Raw genomic sequence first — 19,422 nt, forward strand, 5'->3', positions numbered from 1 at the left:
AGAAATCTGATGTCTCATCCTTCATCCATATTGTCAGTGATGTTGTTAAAAAAGCGATATCTCGGCGCCCTGTTTGGATTAATGCTGCCAGTCGCAGGATATAGCGCCACGCCAGCGGCCATCGAAAAGACTATGACCTCAGGGCTGGTTGAGGTTGGCCGAGGTGAGATGGATTGGCTCTGGTTTAATGTCTATAAAGCCACACTGATGACTACTACGGGTAAATACCAGAGCGGGATTTATCCGCAGTTATTAGACATTGAATATTATCGTGATATTGAGGCGAATGACCTGTTAGAGGCGACTGCGGATCAGTGGCGACACTTAGGCTACACCAAGGATGAAATTGCCAATTGGCTGCAATTACTCAAGGGAATTTGGCCTAATGTTGTGCCTGGCGATCATTTAAGTTTCAAACTCATCGATGCGCAGCGCAGTCAGTTCTTTTTCAATGGACAGCCGCTTGGGATTATCGAAGAGCCCAAATTAGCCGAAGCTTTTCTGGCGATTTGGTTATCGACCAATACCAGCCAGCCAACCTTAAGGGCGCAATTATTGGGAGAAAAATCATGCGATTGCTAAAGCTTAACTGGGGTAAGCCTATTGTCTTAGGCTTGTTGATGGCCAGTCTTTTGACTAGCTGCTCCAGCGTCGATGTGAGTGACTATCGAGGCACTAATCCCCCCTTAGTGTTAGAAAGCTTCTTTAATGGCCCGCTTAAGGCATCGGGCATTGTTGAGAACTTCAGTGGCAAAGTGATACGTCGGTTTAATGTCACCATGGAGGCGAGTTGGCTGGGGACGGAAGGCATTATCAAAGAGTGGTTTATCTATGATGATGGCGAAACCCAAACTCGCATTTGGCGCATTCAATCCCAAGGGGAAGGGCAATACACTGGCAGGGCTGACGATATTATCGGTACTGCGCAAGGGGAGGCGAGCGGGAGTGCGCTGCGTTGGCGCTACGATATGCTACTACCCGTCGATGGTGATGAATACCAAGTACACTTTGATGATTGGATGTACTTAGTGAACGACAATACCATTATTAACCAAAGCGATATTATTAAATGGGGCGTCACTGTCGCCAAAGTGACCTTAGTGATCCAAAAGCGCTAGTATTTTGCTGTCGAGTTAACGGTATAGCTTGGCTAATAATCCAGCGTTTCATGCTTTAGACTGGGTGAAATAAATCAATCTTAAATGAGTTTTACGATGAAAAAGCATTGGATTTTATTGGCGGTACTCGCAAACCTTTCTTTAACTGCTTGCTCAAATATTGATTTTCGCTTTGAAGATATTTCAGAAAAGCAAGCTGATCCCAATCAACCCATTAGCGATCCTATGGTGCAGGATAATGAGCGCCGTGTTCGTGATGCGCGCGAAGATGGAAAGCTAGAGCCAAAGGATCCGATTAAATTCTAAGGTTGATAAATCTGAACAGAGTTTGAGTGACTCAAAAGAGTTTAAGTGAATTGTGCAGCCCTTACTTTGACATAAGGGCTGATGATTCTGAAAATTAACCCGCTTGACGACTATTGTCGACCGCCTTTTTATCGTAATACTCAAAGGGAAATTGGTTACGGATCCGCTGTTGTAAGTTGTCATTCACATTGGCAGAAATATGTAGACGCACGCCGGAGCTTTTTTCGGCTCGAATAGTGCAAGTCAACTTTTCCGCTTTGGCCAGTTGGCGGCATTCGCGCTCGAAGCGTTCTGGGATTTTGCCTTTATGCTGAGTCATGCGGCCATCTTTAAAATGCATTTCAAAAATTGTCAGTCCTTTCTTACCTGCAAAAATCAGCTTATAAACCAGAAACAAACCAATAGCGATAAAAACGAGCTTTAAAATCGTGGCTGTCATAATGCCTCCTCTCTTATGTTTATAGGACAAAGATACTCTGGAGTTATGGCTTTTAACAGTGCGCTAACACGCAATTTTTATTTGGCAATGGAATGAATTTGGCCTAGTCTTAAACTGCTCAGGAAATGTACTCCCTCAGTTAAGGAAAACGCCATGTACCTATCGAATGCAGACCGTTGGTCGTTATTGTGCAAAAAACAAATTGATATTATTGATAAATTATCTGCACAGTTTCCAGAACGAAAAGAACCGCTTAATGAGTTGACCCATGGTTGGCGGCATTTGCAACATCAAGTGCAGGCAGGGGATAGGCCGATAGTGCATGAGCTGACTAAGTAAATTACTAAAATCACAGATACAAAAAAGCCACTCATTGAGTGGCTTGTTTGTTTTTTATGGTGCCGGCACCAAGAGTCGAACTCGGGACCTACTGATTACAAGTCAGTTGCTCTACCAACTGAGCTATGCCGGCGAATGGTGGTGCCCGAACCCGGAATCGAACCAGGGACACGAGGATTTTCAATCCTCTGCTCTACCGACTGAGCTATTCGGGCAACTAAACTAAGCGTTAGTTAACTACTTCAAACCGAGTGTTTAACACCCCATTCGTTCGAAGTGCGCGTATCATATAGTGCTCGCTTTCACTGTGCAAGTCCTTTTAATTCGACTGACCAAGTATTAAACAAAAAGCGCCTTATTTAAGGCTTTATAGAGATGCGAATGGTTTACTTGGCCGAACTATCAATGGGTTAATTCCAATGGGTTAATTCGATTTAGTCGTGGGATAAATGAGTAAAACGGCTGTGGATGACTGGGAATTTTAAATATTCGCAGTGCTAAGTACTAAGCTGTTAATCAGTATTTTGTTTATATGACGTCATGCCCAAGAACCGAACTTAAGCACTGTTTAAATGATTGATAGCTGGTTAGTCGTAACGTAGTTGCATTGAACATCGAACATTGAAGGAGTTTGAACTCATCCAAATCCCAGAAACAAAAAAGCCACTCAGTGAGTGGCTTTTTTGTTTTTTATGGTGCCGGCACCAAGAGTCGAACTCGGGACCTACTGATTACAAGTCAGTTGCTCTACCAACTGAGCTATGCCGGCGAATGGTGGTGCCCGAACCCGGAATCGAACCAGGGACACGAGGATTTTCAATCCTCTGCTCTACCGACTGAGCTATTCGGGCAACTAAACTAAGCGTTAGTTGACTACTTTAAACCGACAACTTAATGCTGCCTCGTTCGAAGTGCGGCTATATTAACGAGGGTGTTTATCCTCTGCAAGTGCTTTTTCCTGATAAATGATGTGTTCGACTGTTTAATGTGCACTTTGGCTGTTTTTTATCTATAAACCAGTTGGGAATGAGCCTTTTTGATGCCTCAAAGTTGTATTTCCAGCCGCGTGAGTGACCCGTTTAAGCCCCACAATCAGCGTTAATACCATAATAGCGTTAATCTTTCTGAATTTTAGAAAGATATGAGCGATTTTTACTGATTTTAGTTTTTAATTTTCGTTTTATGATAATGACTATTATTTGATTGTGCGACTTAAGTGCAGAGGTGTGGGGTAGCTATATGTTTAGAAATACTAAGTTGAATTATGGACTTATTGCTATTGCCAGCCATTGGCTAAGTGCGGTTGTGGTGATTGGACTCTTTGCCGTCGGTGTGTGGATGGTGGAATTGACCTACTACAGTGCATGGTACAAAACGGCGCCACATTGGCATAAAAGCATTGGAGTTTTGCTGCTGGCGGTAACCCTGTTTCGTTTAGTTTGGCGTTTGGTTAATCCAAAGCCCGCTCCTGAGCAAAATCACCAGACATGGGAAAAGGTTAGCGCCCACATTGCCCATGGCGCGATTTACCTCTTATTACTAGTGATTATGGCCGCAGGTATTTTGATTTCGACGGCAGAGGGCCGTGGAATTATGGTGTTTGACTGGTTTGAGTTACCCGGCCTAACGCCACTGATTGAAAATCAGGCTGATATCGCGGGGGATATTCATCAATATGCCGCCTACAGCTTGATTGCTCTGGTTTTACTGCATGCGTTAGGCGCGTTAAAGCACCATTTTATCGATAAAGATTCAACACTACTCAAGATGATTAAATTTAACCGAGGATAATATAATGAAAAAACAACTATTAGCTGCTTTGATTGGTGGGTCTTTACTGGCTCCAATGGCTGCATCTGCCGCCGATTATGTAATTGACCGCGAAGGTGCTCATGCATCTATTACCTTTAAAGTAAGTCACTTAGGTTATAGCTATGTCGTCGGTCGTTTTAACGATTTCAGCGGTGATTTCAGCTACGACGCTAAAAATCCAACGGCAGCTAAAGTGAATGTTAAAGTGAACACCTTAAGCGTTGACTCTAACCATGCCGAGCGTGATAAGCACATCCGTAGTGGCGATTTTTTGAATACTGCTAAATTTGCAGAAGCGACTTTCGTTTCGACCTCGGTTGAAGACAAAGGCAATGGCGATATGGTTATCACAGGTAACTTCACGCTAAACGGTGTGACTAAACCGTTGGCAATCCAAGCGCATGCTGTGGGCGAAGGTCAAGATCCTTGGGGCGGATACCGTGCAGGTTTTACCGGTACTACCACGTTTGCGATGAAAGATTACGGTATCAAGATGGATTTAGGCCCAGCGTCTGCCAATGTTGAGTTAGATTTAGTGGTAGAAGGCGTGCGTAAGTAAGCTTAACGCTACTGAGCTGCATTTATCAGCGAATAAAAAAGCGCCTTTGGGCGCTTTTTTGCTTTTATGGATAGGCGCTTAGGCTTATTCCTGACCCTTTTCAGGCACAAAACCTTCAATTTCCACGTCTTTACCTTCGAAGAGGAAAGAGGTCATTTGTTCTTCCAAAAATTTACGATCATCAACATTCATCATGTTGAGCTTCTTTTCGTTGATCAGCATGGTCTGCTTTTTCTGCCATAGGCCCCAAGCTTCTTTACTGACGTTATCGAAAATACGTTTACCTAAATCACCTGGATACAGTTGAAAGTCTAGGCCGTCGGCTTCTTTGTTTAAATATACGCAATTGACTGTACGCGCCATGATTATTCCTTACTGACTGTCGAGGTTGCTAGCAATAGCTACGAGTGATCCCAAGTTGGCCAACACGCGCTCGGTTGCGGAGGCGAGTCCCACTTTGGAAGGTTGATTGATGTTATACCAGAGAGACTGGTTTTGTTCCATGACTGCGCCCACGCTCTGCATACCCAAGGTTTGCTTGTCGTAGCCATTTGCTTGGCTATCTAAATTCAGTAGCATGGGCTGAATATCTAAATGGAAATGGCTAAAGGTATGCCTAAAACCGATTAATGGTTCGAGTTGTGCGGCGTGATAACCCTGGGCCTCAAGCTCTGCATTGAGTGCGGCTTGAGTACTAAATTCGGGGAAGCACCAGAGTCCGCCCCAAATGCCGGCAGGAGGGCGCTTAGCCAAGAAGACTTGGTTATCTTTGAGTAAAACCAACATCCAAGCGGCTTTCTCTGGGATAGTTTTCTTAGGCTTTTTACCGGGGAACTCAGTTTGTCTTCCCATTAATTGAGCTTTGCAATCAATAGCCACTGGGCAAGCGGCACAATTGGGTTTGCTGCGAGTACAAATACTGGCACCAATATCCATCATGGCTTGGTTATATTTTTGAATATCCTGCTCTGGCGTTAACTGCTCGGTTAATTGCCAGAGTTGTTCTTCCACAGGTTTTTGACCGGGCCAGCCCGCAATCGCGCCATGTCTTGCTAATACGCGCTTAACATTGCCATCAAGGATCGGATGATGTTGCCCAAGTGATAGGGATAACACTGCACCTGCTGTCGAGCGGCCAATACCTGGCAGCGCTAACACTTGCTCAAAGTCTGTTGGAAATTGCCCCTGATACAGATCGCGAACCATCTTAGCGGCTTTATGTAGATTGCGAGCTCTGGCGTAATAACCAAGCCCAGTCCAATGATGCAGTACTTCATCATCCGGCGCGTTAGCGAGGGCTAACACATCGGGGAAACGTGCCATAAAACGCTGGTAATAGGGGATTACAGTCGCTACCTGAGTTTGTTGCAACATAATCTCAGAAACCCATACTCGATATGGGGTTTTATCTTGCTGCCAAGGGAGGGTTTTACGACCGTGGGTGTCGTACCAATTAACGATACGTGTAGCAAAGGAGGCTGTAGATTTCATCGGCGCAGTGTAGCGGGAGATTGGTTGGCAAACAAGTAACACCCCATCGAAAAATCGGCCTAGATTCGCTCTCTAGGATAATCTTGTTATACTTCGCCTCCATTAGTGCTTGCACTGTAAGTTGAACTTTGGATAATGCCCTTCTTTTTAGATGGTGTTGTCCACGAGACGAGGCAAAAATGAGCGAAGTCACTACCGCTGAATTTAATGAAGAAGGCAAGTATCTGCGTAAGATCAGAAGCTTTGTCCTAAGAGAAGGTCGTTTGACTAAAGGTCAAGCGCAAGCCATTGAGACTCAGTGGCCAACAATGGGCTTAGATTACAGCCCAACACCATTAAACCTGACCGAAGTATTTGGTCGCGAAGCCGATACCGTACTGGAAATCGGTTTCGGCATGGGCGCCTCTTTAGTACAAATGGCACAAGAAGCTCCAGAACAGAACTTTATCGGTATTGAAGTCCATAAGCCTGGCGTGGGTTCATGCTTAAGTGACGCTGCCGCTGCTGGGGTGACTAATCTTCGCGTGTATCACCATGATGCAATGGAAGTGTTAGAACATGCTATCGCCGATGGCAGCCTTGCGCGCGTGCAATTGTTCTTCCCTGATCCGTGGCATAAAAAGCGCCACCACAAGCGCCGTATCGTGCAGGCGGAGTTTGCTGAGCTTATTCGCCGTAAACTGAAGATTGGCGGCGTGTTCCATATGGCGACCGACTGGGAAAACTACAGCGAACATATGCTGGAAGTGATGAATGCGGCCAATGGTTACAAAAACCAATCCGCCGATGGTACCGTGGTGCCGCGTCCAGATCATCGTCCACTGACTAAATTTGAAGCTCGCGGCCATCGCCTCGGCCATGGCGTGTGGGATCTGATGTTTGAGCGTATCGCTTAACATCTTTTATTGATTTTATTTTTTAACACAACGGGGAAAATCACTATGGCAAAGAATCGTAGCCGTCGTTTACGTAAGAAAATGCGCGTTGATGAATTCCAAGAGTTAGGTTTTGACATTACTTGGACCTTCGATGCATCTGTCTCTGAAGCCGATATTGATGCAACGGTCGATAAGTTTATCGATGAAGTCATTGAAGCCCGTAAGTTAGGTTTCCACGGCGGTGGTCATATCGAGTGGGAAGGTATTATTGCTACCCAAACTATCGGTAAGTGCACCGAGGAAGATGTTGCTGCAGTGAAGGCATTCTGGGCGGGTCAAAAAGTGACTCAACTCGAAGTTAGCGATCTGTACGATATCTGGTGGAGTTAATGCCAGAACAGGCGTTATTAGAGGAAGTGGTCGACAAAGTTCGACCCTTGCTCGGCCAAGGAAAGGTTGCTAATTACATCCCTGCGCTCGCCAATGTTGATGCTGGTAAATTGGGCATTGCCGTGACCACAATCGACGGTGAAACCATAGGCGCAGGCGATTACCTTGAGCCATTTTCAATTCAAAGTATTTCTAAAGTTTTCAGCTTAACCTTAGCGCTAACTTTATATGAAGAAACCGAAATTTGGAGCCGCGTCGGCAAAGAACCCTCGGGACACTCCTTCAATTCATTAGTCCAAGTTGAACTCGAGCGGGGTAAACCTCGCAATCCCTTTATTAATGCTGGCGCATTAGTCATCGCTGACTTATTACAGAGCCGTTTAGGGGCACCTAAGCATCGGATGTTGGAATTGGTCAGGGCGCTGAGCCAAAACGATAAAGTCTGTTTCGATAAGCAAGTCGCGGATTCTGAATATCAGCACAGTGCACGTAATGCGGCCATCGCTTATCTGATGAAATCCTTCGGCAATTTTCAAGGCGATGTCGATACAGTGCTGCGCACTTATTTTCATTATTGCGCCTTAAAAATGAATTGCGCCGACCTATCGCGGGCGATGCTGTATTTAGCCAATCGCGGTAAAACCTTAGATGGCACTGAGCTTATTTCGCAGGTGCAGACTCGGCAGTTAAATGCCCTGTTAGCAACCTCAGGCTTGTACGACGGCGCCGGTGAGTTTGCCTATCGTGTTGGTATGCCGGGTAAAAGCGGTGTCGGTGGCGGCATTATTGCGGTGATCCCTGGGGAACTCTCGGTCTGCGTTTGGTCACCCGAATTAGATAATCAAGGTAACTCCCTCGCGGGGACGGCGATGCTTGAGCATCTTAGCCAGCGCCTCGGACGTTCAATCTTCTGATTTAACTCTTCTATTAGCACTGTTAGGCTAACTATTAGTGAAATTCACTAATCTGCTATCGGTGCTAATTTTTATAACTCCATACTAATCATATTGTTACAAAGTTGGCATGTCTTCTGCTATTCGTCTTTTAGCATGTTAGCTTAGTCGAATCCCTCAGATTAAAGGATGAACAACAATGAAGATAAATACGCTATTAACTGGAGTGGCATTATCGGGCGTTATTTTAGGCGCTTCAGGCTGGCAATCAGCACAAGCGAAAACCGAGCCGCAAATTGATGAGCGCTGTGAGGTTTCCCTTAATTATGATGTGAGAGTCGAGCCTAAAAAATTAGTGATGAGCGAGAAGGGCGCCGAGAAGTATCGCATCGAGGTCGACAAGTTATATGTTGAAGGCAAACAGGTCACCTTAACCGACAAACAGAAAAAGCTCGTGAGCCAATATGCCGATGAGGTATCGACTCAGGTTCCTGAAGTCATTGAATTAGTGAATGAAGCGGTTGCACTGGCCTCTCAAGCTGTGAGTATGGCATTAACGCCACTGATGGGTGATGCCGCAGGCGCCAAGTTTGATGAGATGATGGCGGGCGTGCAGAAGCGTGTCGATACCGTAGCCTACAAGCAAGGCGATAGTTTTTACCTTGGCGCGACCGAAGAGTCGATGCAAAACACCTTTAACGATGAATTTGAACGGGAAATGGAGCAAATCGTGCAAAACTCCATTGGCACTCTGATGATGAATATCGGCGGCCAAATTCTTGCCGGCGACGGTGAATCCTTCGAAGCCAAGATGGACGCATTCTCACAAAAAATGGATAGATTAGGCGACGATATTGAGCAGCAAATTGAGTCCCAGTCTAAGGGGATTGAAGCGAAAGCCGACCGTTTGTGTGACCGTTTTGAAAACCTGCTCGTGCTTGAAAATCAACTGCGTAAAGAAGTGCCTGAGTTAGCACCCTATGTGTTGACGCAAAACACGCACCGTGAATTACGTGAATAATGCTCGCAAGGGTAGTTAAGGCCTAAACGGGTTTGAACCAGGTAAAGTCGACCTAACTGACACTATCAATGCCGTGATATAAATGAAAAAGCCCCAGTACGTTAAGTGTCTGGGGCTTTTTCTTGATTCATTTTAGCCAAACGGATTGATATTAATCTGATTGCTTGCGGCTATTTACTATGGAATATTACATTCTAAAGACTAATGTTTGGTATACTCTTAAAATATAATGAAAAGCTGGCAATTCAGTCAGATAGAACACTCTACTTTAGCGGACTTTTTCGGGCTAAATCTCTACAACTAACCCAATTGCTGTGAGATATTAAGGCATTGAGGGATGCTTTGAGGCATTTGTGCTGCATTCCTATGCTATTCCGAAAGTTAATATCACTGTCGAAACTGCTTAAGGCGACTTTCCATGTTAGAACTGTTAGAACCTATTGCGATTTTTACTCATGTGGCCAGAGCTGGTAGTTTTAGTGCCGCCGCAAGAAGGCTTGGGATCTCTAAATCTAAGGTCAGTACGCAGGTCGCCGATCTCGAGCATAGACTCGGTGTTCAACTGATCCAGCGTACCACCCGAAGCTTAAGTCTGACTGAAGCTGGACATTTGTTATATCTGCAAGGTGAAGAGTTGCTCCGCGATGCCGAACAGGCCATTGCTAGCGTGCATAACTTAAACGATGCCACCCGCGGCGTGTTAAAGGTGGGGATTTCCCAGTCCTTTGGCGCTATGCATATCATTCCCGCACTGCCATCATTTATGGCAAAACACCCTGAGCTAGAGCTGCAAGTCAGCTTATTAGATCATAAGGTGGATGTGGTCAGCGAAGGTTTAGACCTATTGTTGACTATGTCTGAGCAGCTTCCTCTCGGTATGGTGGCGCGCCCTTTGATGAAGTGTCAGTTCCTCCTCGTTGCCTCCCCCGATTACATTGCGAAACATGGCGAACCGTCGCGCCCTGAACAATTGGTCGACCATAACTGCTTGGTGTATCAAGGCGAGTGGCATGAGCACAGCATGTGGCAGTTTAAAAAGGGCGATGATTACTGTGAGATAGGTGTCTCTGGTAACTTTAGAGTGGATAACGCTCCTGCTTTAAAATCAGCCGCAATCAGTGGCTTAGGGGTTGTATATCTTGCCAGCTACTTGATGGAAGATGAAATCGCTAAGGGCACCTTAGTGCCGCTGCTGAGGGATTGGCAACTGACTCATCATTTACCGCTACAGGCCGTTTACCCACGCCGTAAACACTTAGCGCCTAAGGTGAGTGCTTTCATTGAGTTTATTAAAGACCACATTGGTAATCCGCCTTATTGGGACATTCCCTATGCGGAACTCTTCAGTGAACGTCAGTAATTTTGGAAACATTGTTCTTAAAATGCGGTTAATGCATTTCTAGAGAGTTTGATGGTTTTGAAATTCATTTAAAATCAATTATTTGCGTCGAGATTAGTTTGTATTTTAGTTTGGTTTTTTAGGGTTATCTAAAACAGCTTTTTAGTAGGCGTATTGAAGTCTGTTCTTAAATGAATACAATGGTTGCCAGATGATTCGGAATGACCTGAGTCCTACACTTTTACTGGAAATGACCCCTTTTGGTATTAGCGTACAGGTTGGCAGCAATGCAGTTTCGGATCACAGCCAGCAGAAGTTTGCGAACTAAAACAATGTTGGCTTTTAAACCATCATCCTAGTTTTTGGTTTACCTCAGCTCATTAGGCTGAGGTAATTTTTTTCTGATGGTTGAGTGCGGGAAACGAGTTTTGTCTCTCTGTACCCTAAAGTCACACCGAGTGTTAGCTACTTGCTTAATACATCAAATATAGTGACCCACAGTGAGATAGGGTTTTATGACCTAGCCGGTGATAAATCCAATAAAAAAGCCACTTAATAGTGGCTTTTTTATTGGCTGCGATTTAACGATTTTATTGGCAAGGCGTTCAAGGGAGGCTAGCGTTAGCCTCCCACGGTTTCAAGCTTAGGCTTTGTTAACACTAGCAATCCATTGATCGACTTGCTCTTCCAGTACATCTAAAGGCAGCGCGCCATTTGCCAAGACTAAAGTATGGAAATCCCGGATATCAAACTTATCACCCAGTTGTTTTTCCGCCTTGTGTCTCAGTTCGAGTAACTTAATCATCCCAACTTTATAGGCAGTAGCTTGCGATGGCATAACGATATGACGTTCGACCATTTTCTTCGCATCGGATTTTGCGTTAGGGGTATTATCGACGTAATAAGCTATCCCTTGTTCGCGGGTCCATTTCTTGGCGTGGATCCCTGTATCGACCACTAAACGACAAGCTCGCCATAACTCCATCGCCAGTCGACCAAAATCGGAGTAAGGGTCAGCATATAAGCCCATCTCCTTCGGGAAAGACTCACTGTAGAGCCCCCAACCTTCGATATAAGCGGTATAGCCACCAAACTTACGGAACTTAGGAATATCCTTTAGCTCCTGCGAGATAGCGATTTGCATATGGTGGCCTGGGATCCCCTCATGGTAAGCCAGTGCTTCCATCTGGTATTTGGGCATGGCTTTCATATCGTAGAGGTTGGCATAGTAGCTACCAGGGCGAGATCCATCGGGCGCAGGTTGCTCATAGAAGGCTTTACCCGCGGATTTTTCCCTAAAGGCTTCAACCTGTTTGACTATCATGGCCGCCTTAGGCTTGACCTTAAAGACTTCATCCAAGCGTGAGCGCATATTATCGATAAGCTTGGTTGCATCTGCTAAATATGCCGCTTTGCCTTCGGCGGTATTTGGATAATAGAACTGCGGATCATCGCGCATAAAGGCGAAGAACTCTTGCAAGGTGCCGTTAAAATTCACCTTTTTCATGATGGCGCGCATTTCATTATGGATGCGCTCCACTTCGGCAAGACCAAGTTGATGGATTTCATCCGCCGTCATTTGGGTAGTCGTGGTGCGCGCAAGGGCATTGTTATAAAACGCCTCGCCGTCGGGGAGTTTCCAAACCCCATCGCGGGTATCGGCCTTGGCTTCTAAGGTTTTGATATAGGCGATAAGCGTCTTGTATGCAGGCTCAACTTGCGAAACCAGTGCTTTTTCTGCATCGGCAATAAGTTGGGCTTTTTCTGCTTCAGTGATGCTGAGTGCGCTCACTTTTTTGCGAAAATCCGCTAACAAGGCACTGTCTTCGCCTTTATCGAAGGGGGCGCCTTTAATGATGTTTTGGCTGTCAGATATCACGTAACCAAACACAAATTTAGGGGCAATAATGCCTTTATCAGCGCGCACTTCTAGCGCCTGTTGCAGTTGGCTTAGGCGTTTGGGCACGCCATTTAAGCGGCTGATATAGGCCTTAGCATCGCTGACATCGGTGATCTGGTGCTGATTAATCAGGAAGGAGGCGATCATCGAGTGGCCACCATGCATCTGATTTACTGGGTAGTTATGGTAACGCCACTGATAGTCTTTGATATCGTTATTCAGGTTTTGAGTGAGTAACGTCAGGCTTAGGCGAGTTTGTGGATCAAGCTTACTCGCATCCAGTTGATTCACTTCGGTTAGCTGTTTCTTGGTACGCGCCAACTCACGGGCATCCGCTTCATCGCCAATGTCGTCCCACTTATCATAGTCCTGCTTAATGCCCATATAGGTTTGCGCAATGGGGCTTGCCATGATGTTTTCCATGAAGATGGCTTCAAACAAGGCGTTGGCTTTTTCTGACTCGCTTTGGGCTGCAACACTTGCACTGGCCACATTATGTGAGTCACTTAAGGTCGGCACCGCATAGGAAGGCAGTGCTAGCAGGGCGGAGAGGGTAAATGCGACTAAGCTGATGTTCGTTTTTATTGGCATGATCAGGCTTCCTTAACAATGTTCAGGTAATTCTAAAGAAGCAGGGGGAAAATGTATGAATATAAATGTTAGAAAATGTGTTAGCCATAAAAGATGTCTCATCGAGAAACCTAGGCTAACACATTATTTATATGGGAAATTTAATTGGTGAATTAACAAAATTGCGTCAGTAAATCGTTCACAAACATGTGACCTTTACTGGTTAATTGCCAATGTTCAGCAGATTCGGTGAGTAAACCCCGTTGTTTGGCCTTTTCCATTCCCTCTTTCAAAGAATCTCGGTGTAAACCGGTTCTGTCTTCAAACTCTTGCTTAGGGATAGGTGTCATTAAGCGCAGACGATTCATCAAGTATTCGAGGGCGCGATCTTCTTCGGCGACCTCAGTCTGCTCGAAGTGATAGTTGTCGGCAGCTAAATACCCCTTAGGGTGTTTGATTTTTACCGTGCGAATAATGCGATTTTCTTCGGGCAAGGTCACTTTGCCATGGGCGCCACAGCCAATGCCTAAGTAATCACCAAACTGCCAATAGTTAAGGTTATGCCTGCATTGATAACCGGGTTTGGCATAGGCCGAGATTTCATACTGTTCATAACCGAGTGCCGCTAACTTTTGTTGCCCTTGTTCGTAGATCTGCCAGAGATCTTCATCGTCGGGCAGCTGCGGCGGTTTTGAGTGGAACAGGGTATTGGGCTCAATCGTCAGTTGGTACCAAGACAAATGCGGCGGATTGAGCGCCGCAGCGGTATCTATATCCGCCATGGCCTCAGCAAAACTTTGATTCGGAAGTCCGTGCATCAAATCCAAGTTAAAACTTAAATAACCCGCTTGGCTGGCTTTTTGGGCGGCGGTTTGGGCTTCGTTTTGATCGTGGATCCGCCCCAGCAGATTGAGCTTATCCTTAGAGAAACTCTGCACCCCAATGGATAATCGGGTGACCCCTGCGGCGCGGTAGGCACTAAAGTCATCGTGCTCTAGGGTGCCAGGGTTGGCCTCCATGGTGATTTCAATATCGTCACTGAAGGGAATGAGCGCATTGGCGCCATCCAATATCCGTTTGATTTGATTAGCATCAAACAGAGACGGCGTTCCACCACCAATAAAAATGGTGTGTAACTTACGGCCTTGTACTAAGTGCAAGTCTTGGCGTAAGTCCGCTAGCAGCGTATCCACATAGGCCTTTTGGGGTAATTCACCGTTTTGCCCATGGGAGTTAAAGTCGCAGTAAGGGCATTTTTGTACACACCAAGGGATATGGATGTACAGGCTCAACGGCGGCAGGGTTAACTGAGGTGACACATTCACTGACATTATTGGGCGTTCCCGTCGGTAAATACGCCTTTTTCCTGCATGGCAGCAATCAGTTGCACTAAAGCTTTACCACGGTGACTCAAGGCATTTTTTTCGTCACTGCTCATTTGCGCGGCGCTGCAATCGTGGTGCTCTGGAATAAAAATCGGATCGTAACCATGGCCGTTGTCACCCCGTTGCACGAAATCGATCTGGCCTTCCCAAGAGGCTTGGCAAATGATGGGCGTTGGGTCCTTCGCATGGCGCATATAGACTAAAACGCATTGGAATCTGGCCGTACGCGGCGCAGGATTATCCTTTAATGTGTCTAAGAGTTTTAACACATTGTCTTGATCCTTGGCATTTTCCCCCGCATAGCGCGCAGAGTAGATGCCCGGTGCACCTTGGAGTAAATCGACTTCTAATCCCGAGTCATCGGCAATGGCGGCAAGTCCGGTAATTTGCGCCGCATGTCTGGCTTTGATAATGGCGTTTTCGACAAAGGTGGTGCCCGTTTCAGCCACTTCGCTAACGTTAAATTGGCTTTGTGGCAGCACTTTTACGCCATAGGCGGCGAGCATTTGATCGAATTCGGCAAGTTTACCTTTATTGCCACTGGCGAGGACGATTTGTTGCATGGAATACCTATTGGATTGGGCGCTCTTGGCTGTATGTCACTGAGTGTGAACATTGAGCGATGTCATTGGACTGTATGCGGCAATGATACCCAAGCTTGGCGGTAAAGGACAGAAAAAGGCAGGACGAAACTTAGTATCCTTAGTATCGTCCTGCCTTGTGAGGTTGAGATTATTCGACGTAGAACTTTTGCTTAAACTGCAGATTGGTGTTGAGTTGGTTGCCGTGTTTGATGGCGATGTTGAAATTGATTTCTTGATCGTCGCGGTAAGGTACTTCGGCGATGTAGTAAATCGCCTTACCCTCACGGATCTCTCTAAATTTCAAATCGATACGTGCATCGAGTAGGTTATTGGCTACGCCAGTGATTTCCACGGGCACTGCGGGTGAGCCTTCTTCACTCATATCTAATACGGCAATGTTAATGATGCCTCTGTAGCTACTGCGTTCGATGCCATAGGATTTCGCAATACTAGGCGTTAAAAAAGTGCTGCCCAGCGCCATGTAATGAATGTCGAAATTACCGACGGTTTCTTTTTGCTCGGCATTAGCGATACCGCACAGGCTTGCGGTTAAGGCGAGCATAATAAGGAGATTACGTAACATGATGTTGTACCTTCATATGAGGGATTACTTGAGTATAGGTCGCAGGAAGGAGACTTCCAACGCTGTGTTTATTCGAGCAGTGTCGCGATTTCTGCGGGGACGTTTTTGGGGGGGCTAATGCGTACCTGCTTATGACGTCCTAATTCGCCCTTAAGGATGTGAACATCGCTTTTAGGGACTTTAAAGGCCTTGGCTAAATACTTGCTTAAATGGGCGTTGGCCTTGCCATCGATAGGCGGTGCTGTGATGGCGACTTTTAACTCATCACCGTGTAGCCCAACTATCTGATCGCGACTCGCTTTGGGTTGAATATACAAATTAAGCAGCAAGTCACCTTGCTGCATAATGACTGCGCTCATTAAATCACGGCCCAAAATGGTACGTATTGCGCCAACAGCATGTTGATAAAGTTCATGCCGATAATCACTAACATCACCGACAGATCTAAGCCACCAATGGGCGGAATAATGCGGCGCACTGGTGCTAAAATGGGCTCTGTTAGTTGTCCCATGATCATCACAATGGGGTTATAGCCTTGATTGAACCAGCTTAAAATTGCACGAATGATCAGCATCCAGAAGAGCAAAATGCCCGCCTGCTTGATGACAGTAACAAGCGCAAACACAAAGAACAGCACTATATCAATACCGCCGCCGGCAATAAGACTTATCAGCAGCACTTTGACCATCACCACTAATAGGGCGAGCACAAATGAAGAAGTGTCGAATCTTCCCATTGAAGGAATTAATCGACGCATAGGTGCGATCAACGGGTGAGTGGCTTTGACCACAAACTGACTGAAGGGATTATAAAAATCGGCACGGGCCAAGGGGAGCCAGATCCGTAATATCACCACCATCAAATACAAATCGAAGAGTGTGCTGATCAAAAAGGTTAATGCATTCATCGAGATTTCTGCCTATATGAGTCCGATTAAAAACGCCCGCGTTAAAAGTGAGTGAGTCACCCAGCCATTGCTGGATCAAAAAGTATTGGCCATTTCCTCTGCACGTTTGATGCAGTTTTCCATCGCATTTTTGACCACACCACGGAGATCCGCCGCTTCAAATGTGGCGATGGCTTGCGCTGTTGTGCCGCCCTTCGAGGTGACATTCTCCCGTAAATTACCCAGCGTAAGCTCAGGATTTTGCTTTGCCATCATAGCAGCACCGAGGGCCGCTTGCTGTACTAAGCTTCTGGCTTTGGCTTCATCCATGCCCATTTGCTTGCCAGCATCAATCATAGATTCCATCAGCAGGAAGAAATAGGCAGGTGAACTACCCGCAAGGGCAATCACTTGATTAATCTCTGACTCCTCATTCACCCACACAATTTCTCCGCCGCTGGACATCAAGCGTTCGGCAATGGCTTGTTGGGCATCAGAGAGGGGCTGCGGCGCGTAGAGACCTGTCATACCAACACCGATTTGCATGGGCGTGTTTGGCATAGTGCGAACCAGTGTAATGGATTGCGCTAAATATTGGCTGTAGCGCTCTGCTTTAATCCCTGCGGCAATGGTAATGACCAGCTTGTTAGACATATCAATGCCTTGCAGTGCTTGGCAGACTTGCTCCATCAACTGCGGCTTGACGGATAATACGATGACATCGGCATCTTGGGCGGCGCTGAAATTGTCTTGGGATACACGCACACCAAAGTCGGCGGCGAGGGCATCGAGTTTACCTTGGCTAGGATTGGTAGCTTGCACTAGCGCAGCAGGATAGCCGCTACGAATTAAGCCGCTGATAATACTACGGGTCATATTGCCCGCACCGATAAAGCAGATTTTTTGTTGACTCATGTGTACCCCATAATGTCTGGCCTAGGCTGAGTGGATAACATTCAGCATTAATATCATTGAATTAGCGTTATTAGGCCGGATAAAAATTTCTATTTAATGTTCTCTAACAGTATTTGGGCTTTAGCCACTAAAAACAAGGCTAAAGCCGATTTTGCTGGCGCACCTTTGGCTATCTCTGTCATTTCCCTTAGCATCAGTGATGACGGTTTAATCCGTACCGATTAATTGCTGGTGGTGTCTTTTACACCATAATCCCGTTCACCAAAGATGGCGCTGCCGATACGCACCATGGTTGAGCCGCACTCAACAGCGACGTCTAAGTCATTACTCATGCCCATGGAGAGAGTATCTACCGCGGGATAATGCTGTTTTAATGTATCGAATAACTGCTTAAGCTTGCTGAGTTCGTCGGTCTGCTGCGCGATGTCATTGGTGGCACTGGGAATCGCCATTAAGCCCCGCAGTTGTAAATGGGGTAATTGGCTGATGCTATCGGCCAGTGGCAGCATCTGCTCGGCATCGATACCGGATTTTGTGTATTCATCACTGATGTTGATTTGAATACACACCTTGAGCGGCGCAAGGTGTGCTGGGCGCTGCTCATTGAGGCGCTGGGCAATTTTCTCCCGCGAGAGGGTATGCATCCAATCGAAGTGCTGGGCGACTAAAGCGGTTTTATTGGATTGCAGTGGCCCAATAAAATGCCATTCAATATCAGGGTGCGTGGCCTTTAGCGCCTCAATTTTTGTCACACCTTCTTGAACATAGTTCTCGCCAAAGCAACGCTGGCCCGCATTATAGGCTGCTATAATATCTTCCATGGGTTTAGTCTTACTGACGGCAAGTAAGCGAATACTGTGAGGTAGGCGTGCGCATTTTTGCGCCGCTTGCGCGATCCTGCTCTGGGCGACTGCGAGTCTGTCTGCTATTGTTGTCATGATGTAATTATCTGGTTGCAAGGATATCCCAAACTATGGAAATCACTGAGTTATTAGCCTTTAGTGTAAAACACAAAGCCTCGGATCTACACCTCTCTGCAGGGATATCTCCCATGATCCGTGTCGACGGTGAAGTGAGAAAAATTAACCTGCCCGCGCTCGATCATCAGGGTGTACACAGCCTTGTGTACGACATTATGAATGATAAACAGCGTAAGGACTTTGAAGAGCATTTAGAAATCGACTTTTCGTTCGAAGTCCCTAATTTAGCGCGTTTCCGTGTGAACGCCTTTAACCAATCCCGCGGCGCGGCGGCGGTATTTCGTACCATTCCCAGCGAAATTTTGTCACTCGAGCAGTTAGGGGCGCCAGAGATTTTTAAAAAAATTTCCAGCTTTCCCCGCGGCTTAGTGCTTGTTACTGGGCCTACTGGTTCGGGTAAGAGTACCACACTTGCGGCCATGGTGGATTACATCAATGAGAACCGCCACGACCATATCTTAACCATTGAAGATCCTATTGAATTCGTTCACCAGAATAAGCAATGTTTGATTAACCAACGGGAAGTGCATCGCCATACCCACAGCTTTAACGCGGCGCTACGTAGCGCACTGCGTGAAGACCCTGACGTTATTCTCGTCGGTGAGATGCGTGACCTTGAAACCATTCGTCTGGCTATGACGGCGGCTGAAACGGGTCACTTAGTTTTTGGTACCTTGCATACCACCTCGGCGGCTAAGACCATCGACCGTGTGGTTGACGTTTTCCCTGCCGGTGAAAAGGACATGGTGCGTACCATGTTATCTGAATCATTACAGGCGGTTATTTCGCAAACCCTGATTAAGAAAATCGGTGGTGGCCGTGTGGCTGCCCACGAAATCATGATGGGTACGCCCGCTATCCGTAACCTTATCCGTGAAGATAAAGTAGCGCAGATGTACTCGGCCATTCAAACGGGGATGGCCCATGGCATGCAAACGCTCGAACAGTGTCTGCAAAACTTAGTGAACCGTGGCCTCATCACCCGTGAGGATGCCATGTCGAAGAGTTCAAACAAACAAGCGACGTTTTAAGGA

General features: G+C 46.3%; 24 protein-coding genes and 4 tRNA genes. 13 read left to right on the plus strand and 15 right to left on the minus strand.

Annotated features, from left to right (window positions below; genetic code table 11):
- Positions 1–9 precede the first annotated feature (9 nt).
- The 3 genes from SHEWANA3_RS06180 (at position 10) to SHEWANA3_RS06190 (ending at position 1,424) form a co-directional block, all read left to right on the plus strand.
- Entirely contained in the window at positions 10–582 is a 573-nt protein-coding gene (locus tag SHEWANA3_RS06180; protein ID WP_011716266.1) for a chalcone isomerase family protein, read from the plus strand.
- The gene (locus tag SHEWANA3_RS06185; RefSeq protein ID WP_011716267.1) at positions 570–1,118 is read left to right on the plus strand and encodes a DUF3833 domain-containing protein; all 549 of its coding nucleotides are present in this window, start codon (positions 570–572) and stop codon (positions 1,116–1,118) included. Before SHEWANA3_RS06180 ends, SHEWANA3_RS06185 begins: the two co-directional genes overlap by 13 nt.
- 96 nt (positions 1,119–1,214) lie before the next feature.
- Positions 1,215–1,424 (plus strand): hypothetical protein, encoded by a 210-nt coding sequence (locus SHEWANA3_RS06190; RefSeq protein ID WP_086017243.1) that lies wholly within the window; start codon positions 1,215–1,217, stop codon positions 1,422–1,424.
- A gap of 94 nt (positions 1,425–1,518) precedes the next feature.
- Here SHEWANA3_RS06190 and SHEWANA3_RS06195 read toward each other — a convergent pair whose 3' ends face one another.
- Complete coding sequence (locus SHEWANA3_RS06195; RefSeq protein ID WP_011716269.1) at positions 1,519–1,863, minus strand: DUF3634 family protein; 345 nt, start codon at positions 1,861–1,863, stop codon at positions 1,519–1,521.
- A 153-nt stretch (positions 1,864–2,016) separates the two neighbouring features.
- Here SHEWANA3_RS06195 and SHEWANA3_RS06200 point away from each other — a divergent pair, with 153 nt between their 5' ends.
- Positions 2,017–2,202 carry a hypothetical protein gene (locus SHEWANA3_RS06200; protein WP_011716270.1) on the plus strand — a complete coding sequence of 62 codons (186 nt, stop codon included), beginning with the start codon at positions 2,017–2,019 and terminating at the stop codon, positions 2,200–2,202.
- A gap of 57 nt (positions 2,203–2,259) precedes the next feature.
- Here the strand turns inward: SHEWANA3_RS06200 and SHEWANA3_RS06205 are convergent.
- The 4 genes from SHEWANA3_RS06205 to SHEWANA3_RS06220 form a co-directional block, all read right to left on the minus strand.
- A tRNA-Thr gene (locus SHEWANA3_RS06205) sits at positions 2,260–2,335 on the minus strand.
- Between the two features lie 6 nt (positions 2,336–2,341).
- Positions 2,342–2,417: transfer RNA gene (locus SHEWANA3_RS06210), tRNA-Phe, on the minus strand.
- A gap of 478 nt (positions 2,418–2,895) precedes the next feature.
- Positions 2,896–2,971: transfer RNA gene (locus SHEWANA3_RS06215), tRNA-Thr, on the minus strand.
- 6 nt (positions 2,972–2,977) lie between these two features.
- Positions 2,978–3,053, minus strand: a tRNA-Phe gene (locus tag SHEWANA3_RS06220).
- Positions 3,054–3,441: 388 nt separating this feature from the next.
- On the opposite strand from SHEWANA3_RS06220, the gene SHEWANA3_RS06225 reads away from it, so the two are divergent.
- Together SHEWANA3_RS06225 and SHEWANA3_RS06230 are read left to right on the plus strand one after the other, a co-directional pair.
- The gene (locus SHEWANA3_RS06225) at positions 3,442–3,993 is read left to right on the plus strand and encodes a cytochrome b (protein WP_011716271.1); all 552 of its coding nucleotides are present in this window, start codon (positions 3,442–3,444) and stop codon (positions 3,991–3,993) included.
- A gap of 4 nt (positions 3,994–3,997) precedes the next feature.
- Positions 3,998–4,573, plus strand: a complete 576-nt coding sequence (locus SHEWANA3_RS06230) for a YceI family protein (RefSeq protein WP_011716272.1) — start codon at positions 3,998–4,000, stop codon at positions 4,571–4,573.
- Between the two features lie 84 nt (positions 4,574–4,657).
- Here SHEWANA3_RS06230 and SHEWANA3_RS06235 read toward each other — a convergent pair whose 3' ends face one another.
- Positions 4,658–4,936 carry an oxidative damage protection protein gene (locus SHEWANA3_RS06235; protein ID WP_011621967.1) on the minus strand — a complete coding sequence of 93 codons (279 nt, stop codon included), beginning with the start codon at positions 4,934–4,936 and terminating at the stop codon, positions 4,658–4,660.
- A 9-nt stretch (positions 4,937–4,945) separates the two neighbouring features.
- Entirely contained in the window at positions 4,946–6,064 is a 1,119-nt protein-coding gene (gene mutY, locus SHEWANA3_RS06240; RefSeq protein WP_011716273.1) for an A/G-specific adenine glycosylase, read from the minus strand.
- Positions 6,065–6,243: 179 nt separating this feature from the next.
- On the opposite strand from mutY, the gene trmB reads away from it, so the two are divergent.
- The 5 genes from trmB (at position 6,244) to SHEWANA3_RS06265 (ending at position 10,606) form a co-directional block, all read left to right on the plus strand.
- Complete coding sequence (trmB, locus tag SHEWANA3_RS06245) at positions 6,244–6,960, plus strand: tRNA (guanosine(46)-N7)-methyltransferase TrmB (RefSeq protein ID WP_011621969.1); 717 nt, start codon at positions 6,244–6,246, stop codon at positions 6,958–6,960.
- 45 nt (positions 6,961–7,005) lie between these two features.
- The gene (locus SHEWANA3_RS06250) at positions 7,006–7,332 is read left to right on the plus strand and encodes a YggL family protein (RefSeq protein WP_011621970.1); all 327 of its coding nucleotides are present in this window, start codon (positions 7,006–7,008) and stop codon (positions 7,330–7,332) included.
- On the plus strand, positions 7,332–8,246 hold the full coding sequence (gene glsB / locus SHEWANA3_RS06255) for a glutaminase B (protein ID WP_011621971.1): 915 nt from the start codon (positions 7,332–7,334) through the stop codon (positions 8,244–8,246). The genes SHEWANA3_RS06250 and glsB overlap by 1 nt, the downstream gene beginning before the upstream one ends.
- A gap of 178 nt (positions 8,247–8,424) precedes the next feature.
- Positions 8,425–9,246: a YggN family protein gene (locus SHEWANA3_RS06260; RefSeq protein ID WP_011716274.1), complete on the plus strand. Its 822-nt coding sequence runs from the start codon at positions 8,425–8,427 to the stop codon at positions 9,244–9,246.
- 418 nt (positions 9,247–9,664) lie between these two features.
- Positions 9,665–10,606 carry a LysR family transcriptional regulator gene (locus SHEWANA3_RS06265; RefSeq protein WP_011625622.1) on the plus strand — a complete coding sequence of 314 codons (942 nt, stop codon included), beginning with the start codon at positions 9,665–9,667 and terminating at the stop codon, positions 10,604–10,606.
- Positions 10,607–11,228: 622 nt separating this feature from the next.
- On the opposite strand, the gene SHEWANA3_RS06270 is transcribed toward SHEWANA3_RS06265, so the two are convergent.
- The 7 genes from SHEWANA3_RS06270 to proC all read right to left on the minus strand — a co-directional run bounded on the left by SHEWANA3_RS06270 (position 11,229) and on the right by proC (position 17,408).
- Entirely contained in the window at positions 11,229–13,076 is a 1,848-nt protein-coding gene (locus tag SHEWANA3_RS06270) for a DUF885 domain-containing protein (RefSeq protein WP_011716275.1), read from the minus strand.
- A 152-nt stretch (positions 13,077–13,228) separates the two neighbouring features.
- Positions 13,229–14,386, minus strand: a complete 1,158-nt coding sequence (gene hemW, locus SHEWANA3_RS06275; protein ID WP_011716276.1) for a radical SAM family heme chaperone HemW — start codon at positions 14,384–14,386, stop codon at positions 13,229–13,231.
- Positions 14,386–15,003 carry an RdgB/HAM1 family non-canonical purine NTP pyrophosphatase gene (gene rdgB, locus SHEWANA3_RS06280; RefSeq protein ID WP_011625625.1) on the minus strand — a complete coding sequence of 206 codons (618 nt, stop codon included), beginning with the start codon at positions 15,001–15,003 and terminating at the stop codon, positions 14,386–14,388. The genes hemW and rdgB overlap by 1 nt, the downstream gene beginning before the upstream one ends.
- Positions 15,004–15,172: 169 nt before the next feature.
- Positions 15,173–15,607, minus strand: a complete 435-nt coding sequence (locus tag SHEWANA3_RS06285; protein WP_011716277.1) for a DUF4426 domain-containing protein — start codon at positions 15,605–15,607, stop codon at positions 15,173–15,175.
- A gap of 68 nt (positions 15,608–15,675) precedes the next feature.
- Positions 15,676–15,966: a DUF167 family protein YggU gene (yggU, locus tag SHEWANA3_RS06290; protein WP_011716278.1), complete on the minus strand. Its 291-nt coding sequence runs from the start codon at positions 15,964–15,966 to the stop codon at positions 15,676–15,678.
- The gene (locus SHEWANA3_RS06295) at positions 15,966–16,514 is read right to left on the minus strand and encodes a YggT family protein (RefSeq protein WP_011716279.1); all 549 of its coding nucleotides are present in this window, start codon (positions 16,512–16,514) and stop codon (positions 15,966–15,968) included. Before SHEWANA3_RS06295 ends, yggU begins: the two co-directional genes overlap by 1 nt.
- Before the next feature lie 75 nt (positions 16,515–16,589).
- Positions 16,590–17,408 (minus strand): pyrroline-5-carboxylate reductase, encoded by an 819-nt coding sequence (proC, locus tag SHEWANA3_RS06300; RefSeq protein WP_011716280.1) that lies wholly within the window; start codon positions 17,406–17,408, stop codon positions 16,590–16,592.
- Positions 17,409–17,504: 96 nt separating this feature from the next.
- On the opposite strand from proC, the gene SHEWANA3_RS23890 reads away from it, so the two are divergent.
- The gene (locus SHEWANA3_RS23890; protein WP_276207210.1) at positions 17,505–17,633 is read left to right on the plus strand and encodes a hypothetical protein; all 129 of its coding nucleotides are present in this window, start codon (positions 17,505–17,507) and stop codon (positions 17,631–17,633) included.
- On the opposite strand, the gene SHEWANA3_RS06305 is transcribed toward SHEWANA3_RS23890, so the two are convergent.
- The gene (locus tag SHEWANA3_RS06305) at positions 17,630–18,346 is read right to left on the minus strand and encodes a YggS family pyridoxal phosphate-dependent enzyme (RefSeq protein ID WP_011716281.1); all 717 of its coding nucleotides are present in this window, start codon (positions 18,344–18,346) and stop codon (positions 17,630–17,632) included. The genes SHEWANA3_RS23890 and SHEWANA3_RS06305 overlap by 4 nt on opposite strands.
- Positions 18,347–18,381: 35 nt before the next feature.
- Here SHEWANA3_RS06305 and SHEWANA3_RS06310 point away from each other — a divergent pair, with 35 nt between their 5' ends.
- The gene (locus SHEWANA3_RS06310; protein ID WP_011716282.1) at positions 18,382–19,419 is read left to right on the plus strand and encodes a type IV pilus twitching motility protein PilT; all 1,038 of its coding nucleotides are present in this window, start codon (positions 18,382–18,384) and stop codon (positions 19,417–19,419) included.
- Positions 19,420–19,422 lie beyond the last annotated feature (3 nt).

It is taken from the genome of Shewanella sp. ANA-3, from assembly GCF_000203935.1.
Classification (GTDB): domain Bacteria; phylum Pseudomonadota; class Gammaproteobacteria; order Enterobacterales; family Shewanellaceae; genus Shewanella.